Origin of the sequence: Caulobacter endophyticus (assembly GCF_029543245.1) — a bacterium.
In the GTDB taxonomy this organism is placed as follows: Bacteria; Pseudomonadota; Alphaproteobacteria; order Caulobacterales; family Caulobacteraceae; genus Caulobacter; species Caulobacter endophyticus_A.
This window is the reverse complement of the sequence record NZ_JARQWV010000008.1, coordinates 74,665-91,509: the sequence shown is the minus strand read 5'-3', so window position 1 is coordinate 91,509 and position 16,845 is coordinate 74,665. Positions and strand designations below refer to the sequence as shown.

The window sequence follows — 16,845 nt, the reverse complement described above, 5'->3', positions numbered from 1 at the left end:
GAAATCGCACCATGGAGCCAGCGGCCAACTTCACCACCAGCGGCGGTTCTTATCGCCTGGTCGCCGGCCTGCTGGTCGCCGCGCTCGACGAGCTGACCCCGGAGCAGTCGGAGATCCGCGCCAAGCTCGCGCGGGCCATCCAGTTGGTGGGCGGGGCGCCCACGCCGCTGGTCCACAGCGGCGGCTTCGCGCCCTGGCAGAGCAAGCGGCTGGAAACCCACATCACCCAGAACCTGGAGACCCAGCTGCGCCTGGACGACCTGGCCGCGATGGTGCGGGTGAGCCGCAGCCACTTCTCACGGGCCTTCAAGAAGAGCTTCCGGCAGTGCTTCTCACGCTATGTGATGACCTTGCGCCTGGAGCGGGCGCGCATGCTGCTGGTCAACACCGAAGCGCCGATCAGCCAGGTCGCCCTGGCCTGCGGCCTGACCGACCAGCCCCACCTGACGCGCCTGTTCCACCGCGAGTACGGCGCGCCGCCCAACGCCTGGCGCAGGGCCCACAGGCAGTTGCGGCAGGCCGCGAGCCAGGACGCCTAGGCGCCGCGCCCGAACGGCAGGGTGATCCGGAAGATCGCCCCGCCCTCGTCGTGGTTGGCCGCCGAGATCTCTCCGCCATGCTCGGCGATGATCGACTGGCAGATGGCCAGCCCCATGCCCATGCCGGTTTCCTTGGTGGTGAAGAAGCCGTCGAAGATGCTGGCCAGGTGCTGCTCGGCGATCCCGGGCCCGCTGTCGTGAACCCAGATCACCACCCCGCGCCCCGCCCTGACAGCGCCCAGGCGGATTTCCCGCAGGTTGCCGCCGCTGTTCTCGATGGCCTGGATGCTGTTGACAAGCAGGTTGACCAGCACCTGCTGCAGCTGGACCCGGTCGCCGTCCACGACCGGCAAGCCCGGCTCGACCATCAGGATCAAGGCGATCGCCTTGGTCTCCACGTCGTGCCGGACGATGGTCAGGGCCTCGTCGATGATCTTCGACAGGTCCAGCTGCCCCGGCTGCGGCTCGCGCTTAATCGCCATGGCGCGTATGCGCTGGATGATCTCGCTGGCCCGGCTGGCGCTGACGGCGATGCGCTCGGTCAGGGTGCGGACCTTGCCGAGATTGGGACGCGGCTGGCCCAGCCAGCGCAGGCTGGTCTCGGCGTTGGTCAGGATGGCCGACAGCGGCTGATTGACCTCGTGGGCGATCGAGGTCGCCAGTTCCCCCAAGGTCGATACACGCGCGGCGTGGGCGAAGTTCGATTGCAGGCGCCGCAGCTCGGCCTCGGTTCGCAGTCGCTCGGTGATGTCCTCGATGGTGATGAAGGTGGTGTCCATGTACTCGGGCGGCGTCGGATAGGTGACGCTGAACACCACGTCGAGCATGCGGCCGTCGAAGGTGGCCATCTTGGCCTGCTCGACATAGTTCCGCGCCCCCTCGAAGTGGGCCTTCATCACCCGCTTGGCCATGTCCGGCGTGGCCGAGAACAGGTAGCGGACCGATTGCAGCAGCTCGGCCGGGTTGCGCGCCCCGAACAGCGACACCGCGGCCTGGTTGACGTCGGTGACGACGACGATGTCCTTGGCCAGCTCCACCAGCGCCGGATTGGCGTCGAGATAGGCCATGATGTCGGTGATCCCCTCGGCGCGCAGGCGATGCAGTTCGTCGCCCGAGCGCCGGGCGTCGACATGCCAGAGCGGCGTCGGCGAGAAGTGGATCAGCTTGCGATAGCGGTCCTCGCTGGCCTGCAGTTCCCAGGCGGTGCGCTCATCGCAGACGGCGGCGTTGACCATCAGGAACAGCACGTCCGACCGCGCGGACTCGGCCGAACGCCAGGCGGTGGCCGTGGCGCCGGCCAGCAGGCCATGCGGGCCGAGGGCGCGAGCCAGGGGCGACACCGAAGGCTGCCGCAAGGCCGCGCCCAGCAGCTCGGCGAGGCTCTCGCGGCTCTCGGCCGGCCAGAAGTCGACCAGGGCGCGCCCGGCCATGTGCTCTCGGCCGATCGCCGCGCCGAACAGGCGAACGGCCCGGGTGTTGGCGTCGATGATCCGGCACGCCTCGAGCAGGACGGCGCCCGTTTCGGTCGTCGCGGCGGTGGAAACATCCAGCTCCCAGCAGGCGGCCGAGGCCCGCTGGTGGCCGGCGCGGGCCTCGAACGGCGTCTCTTCGGCCTGCACGGCCAGGGGCTGGCTGTATTCGACGACGTCGCGGGGAGACCCGTCCGGATTGCGACGCACCGTGCGGCGGCCGCTGGCCACCACCGCCGGCCCGATCGCCCCTCGCCGCCGGACCGCCCCTTCCCAGGCGCCTTCCAGCAGCAGCAGCGCCCATTCCTCGTCGTGCATCAGCGGATCGGCCGCCAGGTCCGAAAGTCCCAGCCCCACCATCGCCATGGCCGGCCAGCCGTAAAGAGCCTCGGCCGCAGGGTTCCAGTATCGCACCACGCCCGACGGATCGCAGACCACCACCGCCTCGGACGCGAGGTCGACGAGATCGCCCCGCTCGCTGCGGGCCAGGCTGCGGAAGACCGTGCTCATCGCCGCCCTCCTTCGGAGACGCGCTCGCCCTGGCGCGTGACCGGCGGGAACGGCCCGCGGGATTGGACGGCAGGGCGTGCGGGAGACCTCATCATGGAGGCCAGGGTAGCGCTCCCGTCGTCCGCCGCCCTCACACGGACGGGGGCGCCATGCGCCCCCAATCCGCGTCGTTCCTTGCCGGCGATCGCGAGCGCAGCCGACTCGAGGCGGTGCGGATCCACGCGGCGGACGGTTCCAGGCCGTCCGCCGCGCCGTCCGTCCCTACTTGTGCAGCGCCTTGTAGAGCGCCGTGTTGGCCTGCAGAACGGCGGCCCGGGTCGCCGGGGTTTCGGCGACGGCGTTCAGCATCATGAAGTCATGGATCGTGCCGTTGTAGCGCGTGGAGGTCACCCGCACCCCGGCCTGCAAGAGCTTGCGGGCGTAAGCCTCGCCTTCGTCGCGCAGCACGTCGTTCTCGTCGACGATCACGACCGCCTCGGGAAGGCCCTTCAGTTCCTCGACCGAGGCCTGGAGCGGCGCGACGGTCGGCTGCTTGCGGCTGGCCGCGTCCGGGGCGTAGGCGTCCCAGAACCACTGCATGGCCTTGCGGGTCAGCCACGGCCCTTCGGCGAAGGTGGTGTAGGAGCCCGTCTCGAAATTGGCGTCGGTCACCGGATAGAGCAGCACCTGCAGGTCGAACTTCGGGCCCTTGCGGGCCTTGGACATCAGGGTGAGCGCGGCCGACATGTTGCCGCCGACGCTGTCGCCGACGATGGCCAGGCGCGAGGCGTCCACCTCGAACTGGTCGGCGTGCTCGATGAAGTACTGCAGGGCGGCGTAGGCCTGCTCGACGGCCACGGGATAGCGCGCCTCGGGCGAGCGGTCGTAATCGACGAACAGCACCGCGGCCTTGGCGCCGACGGCGATCTCGCGGGTCAGGCGGTCATGGGTGTCGACCCCGCCCAGCACCCAGCCGCCGCCGTGGATGTGCAGGACCACGGGCAGCTTGCCCTTGACGCCCTCGGGGCGGACGATCCGAACACGGACGGACCCGGTCGGACCGACCGGAAACACCTTGTCCTCGATGCGGGCGGGAAGCTTGGCGACCGGGATCGCCTGGGCGCCCGACAGCGCGCCGCGCGCCTCGGTCGGGGTCATGGTGTAGATCGGTTTGCCTCCCGCCAGGGAGTCCACGAAGGCCTGGGCGGCGGGATCGAGGATCGGCTGGGCGGCGGCGGCGCCCGACAGCGCGGTCGCGGCGAGCGCCGCGGCGGCGACGGTGGTGGTCTTGGACATGGCTTTGCCTCTGGATGGTCCGCGAAGGCGTTTCGCGTTCCAGATCGACTAGTCCGGCCCTGATCGTCCGGCTTGGCGCTCGGCGCTCGGCTTTGCAGTCTGAAAGCCTGTTCTCCAAAGGCTCCTCGCGCCTCGCCCCCGGGCCGGCGGACCTCGCCCGGAAGCCGCCGCACCTATCCCTTGGCATCGGTCGCACTGGTCCTTCTCCGAGCCTCTCGCGCCGGTCGTCGTCCGCAGGGCGCGGACCGGCGCGTCCAGCGGATAGCTACAACCGCCGCCAGATCCCCGCCCCAATGAGCGTGAGCCGTGTCAATCGGACGCGACAGGGATGGTGAACGCAGGATTTTTTCCGATTTCATCCTGCGACCAACGAAGCGGTAGGCGAGCACCCCACCTGTCCGGCTCGACCCTTCCACCCAGAACGAGGAAAGGCGACCGCCATGACCACGGGGGAAACAGACCAGATCTACACGGTGACGCGGGAGAAGCGGCGCGTACGCGCCCTCTTCGAAGGCCACGACATCGCCGACAGCGACGACGTCGTCACGGTCCGCGAAACAGGGCGGCCGCCGGTCTACTACTTCCCGCGCCGAGACGTGTTCATGATCTTCCTGCGCCAGACCGACAAGGTCACCCACAACCCGCACAAGGGCGAGGCGCGCTACTTCACGATCTATCGCGACCAGCACATCGTCGACAACGTGGCCTGGAGCTACGAGGCGCCCAAGGCGGCCTTCGACTCGCTGTCGGGCCGCATCGCCTTCCTGGCCGCACACGTCGAATTCCAGGTCGACGGCCGCTCGGCCGCCGATACCGAAGCGGCCCTCGAAGCCGGATACGACGACTAGGAAGCCCAGTCCGGGTACGAGGCCCGCCCGGGCGGGGGGAGCGCCCTCCCCTCTGAAGGGTGCGTGTACGGGTTAGCCGTTGCACGCACCGGAGGAGCAGCGTGATAACGCGGACCAACCAAGGTCGCGTTACGATGAACAGTCTCCAGCCGCACGCTGAAAAGCCAGCTAGAAAGACGCCCTCACCGTCCCGTGACGGCGGCGCGCTCTATGGCGCCGCCGTCGAGTACGGCATGCATTGCCTGACCTGGCTGGTGGACCGCGACGCCCCGGTCAGCAGCCGCGACCTGGCCGAACTGCAGGGCGTGTCTCCCGCCATGATCGCCAAGATCATGCCCAGGCTGGAGAAGGCCGGGATCGTCGCCTCCAGCAACGGCATCAACGGCGGCTATCGCCTGGCGCGCCCAGCCGAGACCATCTCGATGCTCGACGTCGCCGACGCGATCGAGGGCCGTAAGTCGCTGATCACCTGCCGCGAGGTGCGCCGCAACTGCGCGCTGTTCGAGGAGGCGGTCCCGCGCTGGGCCATCCGCCGCGTCTGCGGCATCCACGCCATCATGTTGCGCGCCGAGAAGAGCATGCGCGACGAACTGGCCCGCACCAGCCTGCGCGATGTCGTCGACAACATTCCCGCCCCGCCGGACTTCGCCCCCGAGGTGGACTGCTGGCTGGGCGCGCGGACTGCAAGCAGAGAGCAATCACGGATCTCGGCCATCAGGGCCGGAACGCGCAGGAGGTCTTCCGATGACTGAGCTCGTCTCATACGCGCCGGACCGCGGCGCACGCATCGCCAACGCCTGGTCGCCGGCTTCGCGCATCATGGCGGCGGGCGAACCGCGCAGCCTGGCAAGCGCCGAGGTCCGGACAGGCGACCTCGTCCCGCTGGTGATCGTGGTCGACGACGACGACGCCGTACGGCTGTCGATCTGCGAACTGCTGGAGTCGGTGGGCATAGAGTCGATCTGCTTCGCCTCAACCCGCGAACTGCTCGACGCCGACGTCCTGCACCGCCCAGGCTGCATGATCCTGGACGTGCGCATGCCGGGCCTCAGCGGGCTCGACTTCCAGAGCCACCTGGCCGCCAACGGCATCCTCACCTCGATCATCTTCCTCACCGGCCACGGCGACATCCCGATGACCGTGCAGGCCATGAAGGCCGGCGCCGTCGAGTTCCTGACCAAGCCGGCCCGCGACCAGACCCTGCTCGACGCGGTCAACAAGGCCATAGCCGCCGATCTCGCCAAGCGCGGCGACGCCCGGACCGCCCGCGAGAACGCCGGGCTGTTCCTGACCCTCACCCCGCGCGAGCGGCAGGTCATGGGCGCCGTGGTCCAGGGCGCGCTCAACAAGCAGATCGCCTACGACCTCGGCATCACCGAAGTGACCGTGAAGCTTCATCGCAGCAGCGTGATGAAGAAGATGCGCGCGCCCTTCGTCACCCATCTGGTCCGCGCCTGGCAGTCCCTGCCCGAGCACCTGCGGGATGAACTTCCGGGATAAGCCTTTTGGATAGGTAGGACCGACCCCGGATCGGGACGATGGATAAGAGACGCTATCGCCGTTCGCCGAGTAAGGGCCACAGTTTGTCCACCGCGCCTGTTTTCGCGATCATCGACGACGACGAGGCGCTGCGTCAGGCGCTGGCCGAGCTCCTCGAGGTCTCGGGCTACGATTGCATGACCTTCGCCGACGCCGACGGCTTCCTGTCGGACTACATGCCGGGCCGCTTCATCTGCCTCGTCACCGACCTCAACCTGCCGGGCAAGAGCGGGCTGGCGCTGCAACAGCAGATGCGGTGCATCGATCCCGGCCTGCCGGTCATCATCATCTCGGCCAATCCCGATGCGCTCACCCGCTCGCGCTGCCTGGCCTCGGGCGCTGTGGCCTATCTGATCAAGCCGATCAGGGACCAGGTGCTGCTGCGCCACCTTGCCGCCGCCCTGGGCCGCTGCTGACGCGACGGCCGCCGAAGACCCCGCCGCGCCATACCTTGGAACAGGTCGTCCCCGCCTCCCGCCCCAATCGCCCGGGACCGGCCCGTGTCCTAGCGTGCCCTCTCAGACACTCCCGCACGGAAGACCCGTTCCATGAAACTCTACTACGCCATCGGGGCATGCAGCCTCGCCGACCGCATCGCCCTGGCCGAGGCCGGCATCCCCTGCGAGTTCGAGCGCGTGGACCTGCACACCCGCACGACCGAAACCGGCGCCGACTACGCGGCCATCAACCCCAAGGGCTATGTGCCGGCCCTGGTGCTCGACAGCGGCGAGATGATCACCGAGAACATCGCCATCCTGTCGTGGATCGCCGAGCAGTCGCCGAAGCTGCGCCCCGAAGGACCACTGGGCTGGTTCCGCCTGCTGGAAGCCCTGGCCTACATCTCGACCGAGGTGCACAAGAGCTTCCACACCTTCTTCGTCCCCGACGTCACCGAGGAAGCCAAGGAGAAGGCCCGGGCCCTGGCGAGCCTGCGCCTGGAATATCTGGCCGCCAGCCTTAGCGAGACCTACCTGCTCGGCCCCGAGCTCACCGTGGCAGACCCCTACCTGTTCGTGATCATGACCTGGGCCAGGCCCAATGGCGTGGTCCTGCCCGCGACGCTGGCGGCCTATTTCGAGCGCATGAAGGCCCGTCCGGCCGTCGCCGCCGCCCTGGCCAGCGAAGGCCTCGAGGTCTGAGATCGGGGGCGACCTGTACGGCCGTATAGGTCGCCCCCGCCCTTTCCCCCAATCGACCCCATCCCGCCCCGCCTTCTAGCTTTTCCGTCCAGGCCTTCGGGCCGCAAGCGGAGGCTCGAAGATGAAGATCGTGGTGGTTGGCGGCAGCGGACGGATCGGGGAAAAGCTCGTCTACAACCTGCGCCAGGATGACTATCGCGTCCTGGAGGCCTCGCCCTCCTTCGGCGTGAATGCGGTGACCGGCCAGGGCCTGGAGGCGGCCTTCGACGGCGCGAGCGTCGTGGTCGACGTCACCCAGTCGCCGTCGCTGGACGGCGATGCGGCCATGGCCTTCTTCGAGACGGCCGGCCGCAACATCCTGGCCGCCGGCAAGGCCGCGGGCGTCCGCCATCACGTCGCCCTGTCGATCGTCGGGACCGACCGCCTGCAGGCCAGCGGCTACTTCCGAGCCAAGAAGCGCCAGGAAGACCTGCTCAAGGATTCGGGCCTGCCCTTCAGCATCCTGCGCTCTACCCAGTTCTTCGAGTTCATCAGCGGCGTCGTCCAGGACGGCTCAGCCCGCGAGGTTGCGCTCTCGTCCGCCCGCGTGCAGCCGATCGCAGCCGAGGACGTGGCCGAGACCCTGGCCGACATCGCCCTGAGCGATCCGCTGAACGGCACGGTCGAGGTCGCCGGCCCCGAGCGCTTCCGCCTGCACGAACTGGCGAGCGAGGTGCTGACCGCCTACGAGGACCCCCGCCGCGTCACCGTCGACGACGACGTTCCCTATTTCGGCGCCCGCCTCGACGAGGCCTCGCTGCTGCCGGACGGCTTTCCGCGCCTGGCCCCTACCCGGTTCCACGACTGGCTGCGCGCCAGCCTGCAAGCGCCTGTCCCCGCCAACAACAACCGCCGCAAGCAAGGGTGAACGTCATGAAGGTCGTAGTCGCAGGGGGAACCGGCGTGGTCGGCTCCCGGCTGGTGGACGCCTTGCGCCGCCGCAACCACGAGGTCAGGATCGCCTCGCGCGCCTCGGGCGTCGACGTCGTCACCGGCCAGGGGCTGGACGAGATCATGGTCGGGGCCGAGGTCGTCGTGGACGTGCTGAACGCCCCGGCGTTCGACGAGGCGACGGCCATGGCCTTCTTCGAGGCCTCCAGCCGCAACCTGCTGTCGGCCGCCTCGGCCGAGGGCGTCCGCCACCATCTGGCGCTGTCGATCGTCGGCTGCGAGCGGCTGCAAGGCAGCGGCTACTTCCGCGCCAAGCTGGCCCAGGAAAAGCTGGTCCAGGCCGCCGCCGTGCCGTTCTCGATCCTGCGCTCCACGCAGTTCTTCGAGTTCCTGGGCGCCATCATCGATGACGGCCTCGACGGCGAGACGGTGCGTCTCAACCCGGCGCGCGTGCAGTTCATCGCCGCCGACGACGTCGCCGGCGCCCTGGCCGACCTGGTCGAGCGCTCGCCGGCCAATGGAACCATCGAGGTGGCCGGCCCCGATCCGTACCGGCTGGACGATCTGGTGCAGCGCTACATGGCCTCGCGCCGCGACGGCCGCGCCGTGATCGCCGATCCGCAGGCGCTCTATTTCGGAACGCCGCTCAGCGACGAAACCCTGCTGTCGGGCGGCACGCCGCGCTTCGGCCATACCGAGTTCGATCTCTGGCTGCGCCGCGCCTCCACCGCCGCGGCCTGAGATCGGACGGCTCGCGCGCCTGGATCCCCTGGGCGCGCGAGTCCTTTTCGCCCCGTAGATCAGTCGCCGGCGAGAACCTGTGCGGCCTGCAATGCGGCCATGTCGCGGTTCACCGTCGCCACGGCGACCAGGCGCTCTCCATCGATATAGCGAACCTCGGCGTCATGGTCGGCGGTCGAGCCGATCACCTCGATCCTGTCCCAGCGCTCGGCATGGCCGACATAGCGGATGGTCAGATCGTAGTGCGCGCTCCAGAAGTAAGGCGGCTCGTGCTCCGGTGGCAGGCCCAGCATGGCCGCCGCCGCGGTCTGCCCCTGACGCTCGGCCGCCACCCAGTGCTCGACCCTGACGAGCTCATCGCCGAACCCGGGATAGCGGGCGATATCGCCGGCGGCGAAGACATGCGGATCGCTGGTGCGCAGGGCCTCGTCGACCACCACGCCGCGATCGACGATCAGGCCGGCCGCCTGCGCCAGCTCCAGGCGCGGCCGCACACCTATGCCCAGCACCACCAGGTCGGTCTCGATCGTGGAACCGTCGTCGAGGGTCAGGCGCGCGCCGTCAAAGCCCTGCACCTTGCGGCCGAGATGGAAGACGACCCCGCGCTCGTCGTGCACGGCCTTGATCATGGCGCCCAGTTCGGGACCCAGCTTGGCCTCCAGCGGCGTGGCGTCGGGACCGACGACGTTCACCTCGAGCCCACGGATCCGCAGCGCGGCGGCGGCCTCCAGGCCGATGAAGCTGGAGCCGACCACCACCGCCCTGCGGGCCGAGCCGAGGGCGGCGATCAGGCGATCGGCGTCGGCCAGGCTGCGCAGCACGTGGACGTTGTCGCGGGCGAAGTCCGGTCCCGGCGGACGGTTGGGCTCGGCGCCGGTGGCCAGCAGCAGCCGGTCGTAGCCGAGGGTCTCGCCGCCCTGCAGCGTCACCCGCCGCTCGGCCGTGTCGATCGCCTCCACGCGGGTATCCAGCCGCAATGCGATGGCGCGTTTGCGGTAGAAGCCCTCGCTCTTCAGCGGCATCCAGGACGGATCGGCGTCGCCCGACAGGTAGTCCTTGGAGACGTTGGGCCGATCATAGGGCGCGTCGCGGTCGGCGCTGACCAGCGTCAGGTCGCCGGCGAAGCCCAGGTCGCGAAGCCGCTGGGCGGCCGCGAAGCCCGCCGCGCCGCCGCCGACGATGACGATCGCCTCCGGATCGCCCGACGCGTCGCGCCCCGGCGCCAGGCTCGGCGCGGACTTGGGCAGCTTCTCGCGGACGAAGATCCGCTCGTCCTCGATCTCCACCTTCCAGCGATCGAGCGGCGCCAGGGCCGGCGCCTTCAGGGCCGCGCCCGTGCGCAGGTCGAAGCAGGCGTGATGCAGCGGGCAGTTGATGGTCCCGCCCACCCGTAGCCCTTCGTGCAGCGGACCGCTGTAGTGGGTGCAGGCGCCGTCGAGGGCGACGATCTCGCCGTCGACCCGGGCCAGGATCACCGGCTGGTCGCCGACCCGGCCGGCCATCACGCCGTGCTCGGGAATTTCCTCGACCGTCACGCCAAGGGAAAGGTCGGGACGGGAAACATCTGTGTCGGACTGGCTCATGGCGGCCTCCTGCAGGCGGCTGAACGTAAAACGGCGCCGGACGCGAAGGGCTGCGTCCGGCGCCGTCATGGCGGGGCGAATGGATCAGGCGGCCGGCGCAGGCGCCGGGACGCTGGTCTTCAGCCAGTCCTCGAAGGTGGCCGAACCCAGGATCGGATTGGCGCCCGGAACCAGCGAGCGCTCGTCCAGCTCGACACCGAAGTAGAGCGCCTTGGGATCGCTGACGATCTTGCGGGCGTCGCCCTTGGCCTGGAGGTAGCGGGCCACGAACTTGTCGAGCCCGAAGGCCTCCGGACCGGCCACTTCCAGCAGGCCGTTCACCGGCTCGGCCAGGGCCACGTCGGTCAGCACCTCGGCGACGTCGAAGGCCGAGATCGGCTGCACCGGCGCGGGCGAGACGTGAACCTCGTCGCCCACGGTTCCGGCCTGGACGATGCCGGCCACGAACGGGAAGAACTGGGTCGAGCGCAGGACGGTGAACGGGATCGGCGAGGCGCGGATCAGGGCTTCCTGCACGATCTTGGCGCGGAAGTAGCCGCTGTCCTGCAGGCGCTCGGTGCCCACCACCGACAGGGCGACATGGTGCTTGACCCCCGCCTTGGCCGCCGCGGCCAGCAGATTGCCGCCCGAGGCCAGGAAGAACTCCAGGGCCGGACCGGTCTCGAAGACCGGCGAATTGGCCACGTCGATGACGATCTCGGCGCCGTCCAGCGCTTCGGCCAGGCCTTCGCCCGTGACGGTGTTGACGCCGGTGTTGGGCGCGGCCGCGACGGCCTGGTGGCCCAGGCGGGTCAGTTTGGCGACGACGTTCGAGCCGATCAGGCCCGTCCCGCCGATGACGACGATCTTCATCTTGCTTCTCCTCCAAAGACAGCCGCCGCAGCCTAGGAGAAGCGCCCGCGCGCGCTATCGGTACGAGAGTATGCGACCAGGGCGGCGACGGCGTACGGCCGCGCCGGGCGCATGGACCAAGGACTGGTCCGGCAGGGCGAAGGTCGCAGCCTCGCGCCCCTGATCGATACGCTGGACCAGTCGGACCTCGACCAAAGGCGTACACGGCCCGGCCGCCAGGCGATCGCCCCCTGTCCCGGAGACAGCTTGCCGTGTTTCGGGCGCGCCGGCCGGCGGCGAAGCGCCCTAGACCAAGGCGCTAGGGCCGCGCCCTTCCCGGATGATGGCTCACATCCCGGCCCGCCCGGCACAACGGCGTCGTCTTCACCGTCACAGAGGAAACGACGATGACCACCCCGCCCCGCTTCGCCCCGTTCCAGCTTGTTCCCGAAGTGACCAAGGCCATGCTGGCCGTCGAGGCCGCCATCAACGCGACCAGCCTCGAGCACAGCCTCGCCGAGCTCGTCCGCCTGCGCGCCTCGCAGATCAACGGCTGCGCCTTCTGCATCTACATGCACGTGCAGGACGCCCGCCAGCACGGCGAGACCGACCTACGCATCCAGATGCTCGACGCCTGGCGCGAGTCCCCGCTCTACACCGACCGTGAGCGCGCCGCCCTGGCCTGGACCGAGTCCCTGACCTTCATCGCCACGACCCGCGCCCCGGACGCCGACTACGCCCTGGTCAAGGCTCAGTTCAGCGACGCCGAGATCGCCGCCCTGTCGCTGCTGATCGGCCAGATCAACTCGTGGAACCGCCTCCAGGTGGCCGCGCGCACCGGCCACGCCGTGCAGCCGGCCGCCTCGGCGGCCTAAGGGACGCGTCGAACTCTCTCCCCCGCTTGTTCGACGCCGGAAGGCGGCCAGTCCCTGCTACCCCGCGACGTCGGGCTGCCTTCCGTCACGCCCCGGCTCCCCCAGCGGGCCGGGGCGTGGCTTTCTGTTTTCCCTTGGAGGATCCCCCATGACGAAATCCATCATCGTCGGCCTGGCCGTGGTCCTGGGCGCGCTCGCCGTCGCCAACGGCCTGTTCATGCTGATATCGCCCGAGAACTGGTACTTCGCCGTCCCGGGCGTGACCACGACCGGGCCCTACAACCAGCACTTCATCCGCGACATCGGCCTGATCTTCATGCTGATCGGCGCCAGCTTCCTGTGCGGCGCGAAGCGGCCGGAACTGCGCCTGTTCCTGTGGGCCGCCCCGACCATCTGGCTGTCGGGTCACGCCCTGTTCCACTTCTGGGAAGTGGCGGTGGGGATCTGCTCGGTCTCGGTGATCCCGCGCGACTTCCCGGCGGTCACCCTGCCGGCGATCCTGGGCTGGGTCGTGACCCTGTGGGCCGCCCGCAGCAACCACAGGGCAGCCCTGATCCTGGGGCGCTGACCCGACAGTTAGAAATGGTTGCGAACCGGCTGGGACGATCGCCCCAGCCGGTTCTTTTCGTCGTCGCTAGACCGAGACGCCGCCGTCGATCGTCAGGCTGGCGCCGGTGATGAAACCAGCCTCGTCGCGCGCCAGGTACGAGACCAGACCCGCCACTTCGGCGGGCCGCCCCATGCGGCCCAGCGGGATCAGCGGCAGGATCATCTCGACGTGGGCCGAGGTCATGTCGGTGGTGGTCGGTCCGGGCTGGATGTTGTTGACCGTGATCCCCCGCGCGGCGAGGTCCAGCGCCGCGCCCTTGACCAGGGCCGCGATCGCCGCCTTGGCCATGGTGTAGAGCGTCGCGCCCGTGAAGCCGACACGGGCGACGATGTTGCTGCCGATGGTGACGATCCGCCCGCCGTCGCTCATGCGCGGCGCGGCATGGCGCACGGCCGCGAAGGCGCCGCGGACATTGACCGCCATAACCCGGTCGAATTCCTCGAGCGAGATCTGCTCGATCGCGCCGCGGTGCAGCACGCCGGTGCTGGCCACCAGGATGTCCAGCCGCCCATAGCGCGCCAGCGTCTCGTCGATCGCCGCCTCGACCTGGGCGGCGTCGCCGCTGTCGGCCTGGATGGCGACGACCTCGCAGCTCTGGCCGCTCAGCCGCGCGGCAAGGGCCTGCGCCTGATCCGGCGAGGCGAAGTAGGTGAAGGCCACCTTGGCTCCGTCCATGGCCAGTCGCTCGACGATGGCCGCGCCTATACCGCGCGAGCCGCCCAGCACCAGGGCGACCTTGCCCTGGTGTTCGCCTTCGAAATCCATCTCGATCCTCGTTTCTGGAAGCGCCGCCGCTCAGTTCTCGGCGGCGTGGTGGCGACCGTCGGCCAGGTGGACGACGCGTCGATCAGGCAGCAGCCACAGCGCGGCGACGGCCACGTAGAAGACCAGCGACGCCGCGGGCGAGACGAGGGCGACCAGCACCCCGGCGGCGTATCCGGCGATCGAAAGATTGGTCTTCCAGTCGCCGCCCAGGGCGGCGGCCAGGGGTGACCCGCGGCCCTCGTGGCGCGCCAGGCGCGAGCCCAGGACGCGGAAGGCCGCGCCGGTGACCAGAAGCAGCACGCCGTAGATCATCACCGGCGCGCGGCCAAAGTGGCTCTGTTCCATCCAGGCCGTGGCGAAGGGGATCATCGACAGCCAGAACAGCAGGTGCAGGTTGGCCCACATCACCGAGCCGCTGATGCCGCCGGCGGCGCGCAGCAGGTGATGGTGGTTGTTCCAGTAGATGCCGACATAGGTGAAGCTCAGCGCGTAGCCGAGAAAGGTCGGCAGCAGCGGCGCCAGCGCGGCCAGGTCGCCCCCCTTCGGCGGCTGCAGCTCCAGCACCATGATGGTGATGATGATCGCGATCACGCCGTCGCTGAACGCTTCCAGGCGGGTTTTGGAAATCTGTGTCGCCATGCCGGGGCCTCGCGGAAATGCGCGTCCGGACGCTCGGGACGAGCACTGGACGACGCCCCAGGCAATAGCTCGACGCCCCTCGCCCGGCCCATCCGCACAAGCGTAGGCCTCGGCCTAGACTTTGGTCGCTGGGCGCTTGGACGAAGGCCCAGGCGCCCGAGCCGGCGCGGCTCAGGCGACCGCGCTGGTCTGGCGAAGAATGTGGGACAGGTCCTCGACCGAGTAGGGCTTGTGAAGCAGCGGAAACCCGTGGCGCGCGTCGGTCGCCAGGACGTGGCTGTATCCGCTGGTCAGGACGACCGGCAGGTCCGGCCAGCGCTTCCTCACTGTCCGCGCCAGTTCCACGCCGCCGACGCCGGGCATGACCACGTCGCTGAACAGCAGGTCGAAAGGACCGTCGCGGTCCAGCCGGGCCAGCGCGTCGGCCGCATTGGTGGCCAGCTCGGTCTGATAGCCCAGGTCGCGCAGGAGCTGGGTGGCGAACTCGCCGATCGCGGCGTTGTCCTCGACCACCAGGATCCGGCCGTGGTGGCGCATGCGCGAGAACGCCATAGGCGGCTCCGGCGCCAGGGCGCTGGCGTGCGTGCGCGGCAGATAGAGGGTGAACGCCGCCCCCTCGCCAGGCGCGCTCGCCACGGCCACGTCGCCGCCCGACTGCTTGGCGAAGCCGTAGACCTGGCTGAGGCCCAGCCCCGTCCCGCGACCGATCTCCTTGGTCGTGAAGAAGGGTTCGAAGATCTTGGCCAGGTCGGCGGCGGCGATGCCCGCGCCCTGGTCGATCACGGCGACCGTCACGAAATCCCCCGAGCCCTGCGCATGTCCCCGGATGGCCGGTATGACCGTGGCCGCGTCGATGCGGATCGTCAGGGCGCCTTCGCCGTCCATGGCGTCGCGGGCATTGACCGCCAGGTTGATAAGCGCCGTCTCGAACTGGTTGGCGTCGGCTTCGACCGCGCAGTCATGGCAGGCCACGTCGATGTCCAGGTGGACACGGGCGCCCAGCACCGAACGCAGGATGTCGCCCAGCGCCTCGACCTTGGAGACGACGTTGAAGCACTCGGGCTTCAGCGCCTGCCGCCGCGAAAAGGACAGGAGCTGGCTGGTCAGCTTGGCCGCCCGGTCGGCGGTGTCGGAGATCGCATCGACGTAGCGGCGACGACGCTCCGGCCCGAGCTCGCGCGTCCGCAAGAGATCGGCCGACGAGCGGATGACGGTCAGCAGGTTGTTGAAGTCGTGCGCCACCCCGCCCGTAAGCTGGCCGATGGCCTCCATCTTCTGGGCCTGGCGCAAGGCGTCCTCGGCCTGCTTGAGCTGAAGCGCCTGGAGCTTTTCCTCAGTGACGTCACGTCCGTAGCCATAGACGAGGCCATCCTCGAAGGCGGTGTTCCAGGATATCCAACGGTGGCCGCCGTCGGCCGTCTCGTAGCGGTTCTCGAACCCCGTGACCTGCTCGCCGGTGAGCACGCCCGACAGGGCCAGGCGGGTCACCTCAAGGTCCTCCTTGAGCACGAACGTCTCGACGCGCCGGCCGACCACGGCCTCGACGGGATGACCCAGGATGCGGGTCCAGGCCGGGCTGACGGACTGGAAGACCCCCTCCCCGTCGACGACGACCATCAGGTCGCGCGAGTTGGTCCAGATCCGGTCCGACCGCCGCCGTTCGGTCTCGACGCTGTGGGCCTGGGCGAAGGCGCCCGCTGAGCGGTCCGCGACCAGGTTGGCCAGGTCGTTCAGGCCGTCGTCGCCCTTTCGATGGGGGTTGAGGCCGAGAACCAGGGTGGCGGACGCACCGCCGTGGGCGGCTGGAATGGGCAGGATCAGCGCTCGCCTCGGCGGAATAGCCCAGCCGCCGGTGGGATAGTCGACCTCTTCGTCCAGGGGGAAGTCCTGGCTGCCGTCGCTCCCCCCGGCCAGCGGCCAGGTCATGCGCAGCAGGCCGCGGCCCTCATCGGTGGCCGAACAGCCGACCAGGCCGCCCAGCGCATCGTGGACATAGGCCAGGGCGAACGGAAAGTCCTCGGTGTTGGCGGCCAGGGCGTCGCAGACACCCTGCAGAACGGCCTCCTGGCTCATCGTCCCGATCAGGCATTCGCCCAGGCGCCGGACGGTGTCGAGGCGGCGCTCGCTGATCACGCGTTCGGTCTCTTCCGTGACGATGCACATCAGGCCGCGAATGGCCTCGCCATCCCGAAGCGGACTGTAGGAGAAGGTGTGGTAGGTCTCCTCGGGATAGCCATTGCGCTCCAGCAGCAGTTGCAAGGCCTTGTTCCAAGTGGCCACGCCCTCGACCATCACCGAGCGGACCTGGTCCTCGACGTCGGCGTAGACTTCCTTCCAGACCTCGCGGAACGGCTCGCCCAGCGCCCATGGATGCTTGGCCCCGAGGGTGGGAATGTAGGCGTCGTTGTAGAAGAAGCAGAGATCGTCGCCCCAGCCCAGCCACATCTCGAACCGGGAGGTGAGCATCATGGCCAAGGGCGTCGTCAGCCCCGTCGGCCAGGTTTCCGGTTCACCGAGGGGATGCCCCGACCAGTCCTTTGCGCGCATCAGGC

17 protein-coding genes are annotated in these 16,845 nt (G+C 69.4%); 10 read left to right on the top strand and 7 right to left on the bottom strand.

From position 1 onward, the window contains the following. Positions 1–11 precede the first annotated feature (11 nt). Complete coding sequence (locus P7A99_RS09645; protein ID WP_277793671.1) at positions 12–539, top strand: helix-turn-helix domain-containing protein; 528 nt, start codon at positions 12–14, stop codon at positions 537–539. Here P7A99_RS09645 and P7A99_RS09640 read toward each other — a convergent pair. Continuing rightward, complete coding sequence (locus tag P7A99_RS09640) at positions 536–2,518, bottom strand: ATP-binding protein (RefSeq protein ID WP_277793670.1); 1,983 nt, start codon at positions 2,516–2,518, stop codon at positions 536–538. The genes P7A99_RS09645 and P7A99_RS09640 overlap by 4 nt on opposite strands. 261 nt (positions 2,519–2,779) lie before the next feature. Further along, the gene (locus P7A99_RS09635; protein ID WP_277793669.1) at positions 2,780–3,793 is read right to left on the bottom strand and encodes an alpha/beta hydrolase; all 1,014 of its coding nucleotides are present in this window, start codon (positions 3,791–3,793) and stop codon (positions 2,780–2,782) included. Positions 3,794–4,233: 440 nt separating this feature from the next. On the opposite strand from P7A99_RS09635, the gene P7A99_RS09630 reads away from it, so the two are divergent. The 7 genes from P7A99_RS09630 (at position 4,234) to P7A99_RS09600 (ending at position 8,990) form a co-directional block, all read left to right on the top strand. Beyond that, positions 4,234–4,641 (top strand): DUF427 domain-containing protein, encoded by a 408-nt coding sequence (locus P7A99_RS09630; RefSeq protein ID WP_277793668.1) that lies wholly within the window; start codon positions 4,234–4,236, stop codon positions 4,639–4,641. A 134-nt stretch (positions 4,642–4,775) separates the two neighbouring features. After that, the gene (locus P7A99_RS09625) at positions 4,776–5,393 is read left to right on the top strand and encodes an RrF2 family transcriptional regulator (RefSeq protein WP_277793667.1); all 618 of its coding nucleotides are present in this window, start codon (positions 4,776–4,778) and stop codon (positions 5,391–5,393) included. Further along, complete coding sequence (locus tag P7A99_RS09620) at positions 5,386–6,141, top strand: response regulator transcription factor (protein ID WP_277793666.1); 756 nt, start codon at positions 5,386–5,388, stop codon at positions 6,139–6,141. The genes P7A99_RS09625 and P7A99_RS09620 overlap by 8 nt, the downstream gene beginning before the upstream one ends. A gap of 83 nt (positions 6,142–6,224) precedes the next feature. After that, positions 6,225–6,596 carry a response regulator transcription factor gene (locus P7A99_RS09615; protein WP_277793665.1) on the top strand — a complete coding sequence of 124 codons (372 nt, stop codon included), beginning with the start codon at positions 6,225–6,227 and terminating at the stop codon, positions 6,594–6,596. A gap of 132 nt (positions 6,597–6,728) precedes the next feature. Continuing rightward, positions 6,729–7,319 carry a glutathione S-transferase N-terminal domain-containing protein gene (locus P7A99_RS09610; protein WP_277793664.1) on the top strand — a complete coding sequence of 197 codons (591 nt, stop codon included), beginning with the start codon at positions 6,729–6,731 and terminating at the stop codon, positions 7,317–7,319. Positions 7,320–7,440: 121 nt separating this feature from the next. Further along, positions 7,441–8,226: an SDR family oxidoreductase gene (locus tag P7A99_RS09605; protein ID WP_277793663.1), complete on the top strand. Its 786-nt coding sequence runs from the start codon at positions 7,441–7,443 to the stop codon at positions 8,224–8,226. Between the two features lie 5 nt (positions 8,227–8,231). Further along, the gene (locus P7A99_RS09600; protein ID WP_277793662.1) at positions 8,232–8,990 is read left to right on the top strand and encodes an SDR family oxidoreductase; all 759 of its coding nucleotides are present in this window, start codon (positions 8,232–8,234) and stop codon (positions 8,988–8,990) included. Positions 8,991–9,049: 59 nt separating this feature from the next. Here the strand turns inward: P7A99_RS09600 and P7A99_RS09595 are convergent, their stop codons facing one another. Both P7A99_RS09595 and P7A99_RS09590 read right to left on the bottom strand, forming a co-directional pair. Then, a complete protein-coding gene (locus P7A99_RS09595; RefSeq protein ID WP_277793661.1) occupies positions 9,050–10,573 on the bottom strand; it encodes an FAD-dependent oxidoreductase in 1,524 nt (507 codons plus the stop codon). Between the two features lie 84 nt (positions 10,574–10,657). Further along, entirely contained in the window at positions 10,658–11,425 is a 768-nt protein-coding gene (locus tag P7A99_RS09590; RefSeq protein ID WP_277793660.1) for an SDR family oxidoreductase, read from the bottom strand. A gap of 386 nt (positions 11,426–11,811) precedes the next feature. Here P7A99_RS09590 and P7A99_RS09585 point away from each other — a divergent pair, with 386 nt between their 5' ends. Continuing rightward, positions 11,812–12,279, top strand: coding sequence for a carboxymuconolactone decarboxylase family protein (locus P7A99_RS09585; protein ID WP_277793659.1), 468 nt, complete (start codon positions 11,812–11,814; stop codon positions 12,277–12,279). 148 nt (positions 12,280–12,427) lie between these two features. Continuing rightward, positions 12,428–12,847 carry a hypothetical protein gene (locus P7A99_RS09580; RefSeq protein ID WP_277793658.1) on the top strand — a complete coding sequence of 140 codons (420 nt, stop codon included), beginning with the start codon at positions 12,428–12,430 and terminating at the stop codon, positions 12,845–12,847. Between the two features lie 66 nt (positions 12,848–12,913). On the opposite strand, the gene P7A99_RS09575 is transcribed toward P7A99_RS09580, so the two are convergent. The 3 genes from P7A99_RS09575 to P7A99_RS09565 all read right to left on the bottom strand — a co-directional run bounded on the left by P7A99_RS09575 (position 12,914) and on the right by P7A99_RS09565 (position 16,762). Beyond that, entirely contained in the window at positions 12,914–13,654 is a 741-nt protein-coding gene (locus P7A99_RS09575; RefSeq protein ID WP_277793657.1) for a 3-oxoacyl-ACP reductase family protein, read from the bottom strand. A gap of 30 nt (positions 13,655–13,684) precedes the next feature. After that, complete coding sequence (locus P7A99_RS09570) at positions 13,685–14,293, bottom strand: TMEM175 family protein (protein WP_277793656.1); 609 nt, start codon at positions 14,291–14,293, stop codon at positions 13,685–13,687. A 171-nt stretch (positions 14,294–14,464) separates the two neighbouring features. Beyond that, a complete protein-coding gene (locus tag P7A99_RS09565; RefSeq protein ID WP_277793655.1) occupies positions 14,465–16,762 on the bottom strand; it encodes a hybrid sensor histidine kinase/response regulator in 2,298 nt (765 codons plus the stop codon). Positions 16,763–16,845 lie beyond the last annotated feature (83 nt).

Bases quoted from the DNA above. Each gene is read 5' to 3' on its own strand.
- P7A99_RS09645 (WP_277793671.1), top strand. From the start codon at position 12: ATGGAGCCAGCGGCCAACTTCACCACCAGCGGCGGTTCTTATCGCCTG.
- P7A99_RS09640 (WP_277793670.1), bottom strand. From the start codon at position 2,518: ATGAGCACGGTCTTCCGCAGCCTGGCCCGCAGCGAGCGGGGCGATCTC.
- P7A99_RS09635 (WP_277793669.1), bottom strand. From the start codon at position 3,793: ATGTCCAAGACCACCACCGTCGCCGCCGCGGCGCTCGCCGCGACCGCG.
- P7A99_RS09630 (WP_277793668.1), top strand. From the start codon at position 4,234: ATGACCACGGGGGAAACAGACCAGATCTACACGGTGACGCGGGAGAAG.
- P7A99_RS09625 (WP_277793667.1), top strand. From the start codon at position 4,776: ATGAACAGTCTCCAGCCGCACGCTGAAAAGCCAGCTAGAAAGACGCCC.
- P7A99_RS09620 (WP_277793666.1), top strand. From the start codon at position 5,386: ATGACTGAGCTCGTCTCATACGCGCCGGACCGCGGCGCACGCATCGCC.
- P7A99_RS09610 (WP_277793664.1), top strand. From the start codon at position 6,729: ATGAAACTCTACTACGCCATCGGGGCATGCAGCCTCGCCGACCGCATC.
- P7A99_RS09605 (WP_277793663.1), top strand. From the start codon at position 7,441: ATGAAGATCGTGGTGGTTGGCGGCAGCGGACGGATCGGGGAAAAGCTC.
- P7A99_RS09600 (WP_277793662.1), top strand. From the start codon at position 8,232: ATGAAGGTCGTAGTCGCAGGGGGAACCGGCGTGGTCGGCTCCCGGCTG.
- P7A99_RS09595 (WP_277793661.1), bottom strand. From the start codon at position 10,573: ATGAGCCAGTCCGACACAGATGTTTCCCGTCCCGACCTTTCCCTTGGC.
- P7A99_RS09590 (WP_277793660.1), bottom strand. From the start codon at position 11,425: ATGAAGATCGTCGTCATCGGCGGGACGGGCCTGATCGGCTCGAACGTC.
- P7A99_RS09585 (WP_277793659.1), top strand. From the start codon at position 11,812: ATGACCACCCCGCCCCGCTTCGCCCCGTTCCAGCTTGTTCCCGAAGTG.
- P7A99_RS09580 (WP_277793658.1), top strand. From the start codon at position 12,428: ATGACGAAATCCATCATCGTCGGCCTGGCCGTGGTCCTGGGCGCGCTC.
- P7A99_RS09575 (WP_277793657.1), bottom strand. From the start codon at position 13,654: ATGGATTTCGAAGGCGAACACCAGGGCAAGGTCGCCCTGGTGCTGGGC.
- P7A99_RS09570 (WP_277793656.1), bottom strand. From the start codon at position 14,293: ATGGCGACACAGATTTCCAAAACCCGCCTGGAAGCGTTCAGCGACGGC.
- P7A99_RS09565 (WP_277793655.1), bottom strand. From the start codon at position 16,762: ATGATGCTCACCTCCCGGTTCGAGATGTGGCTGGGCTGGGGCGACGAT.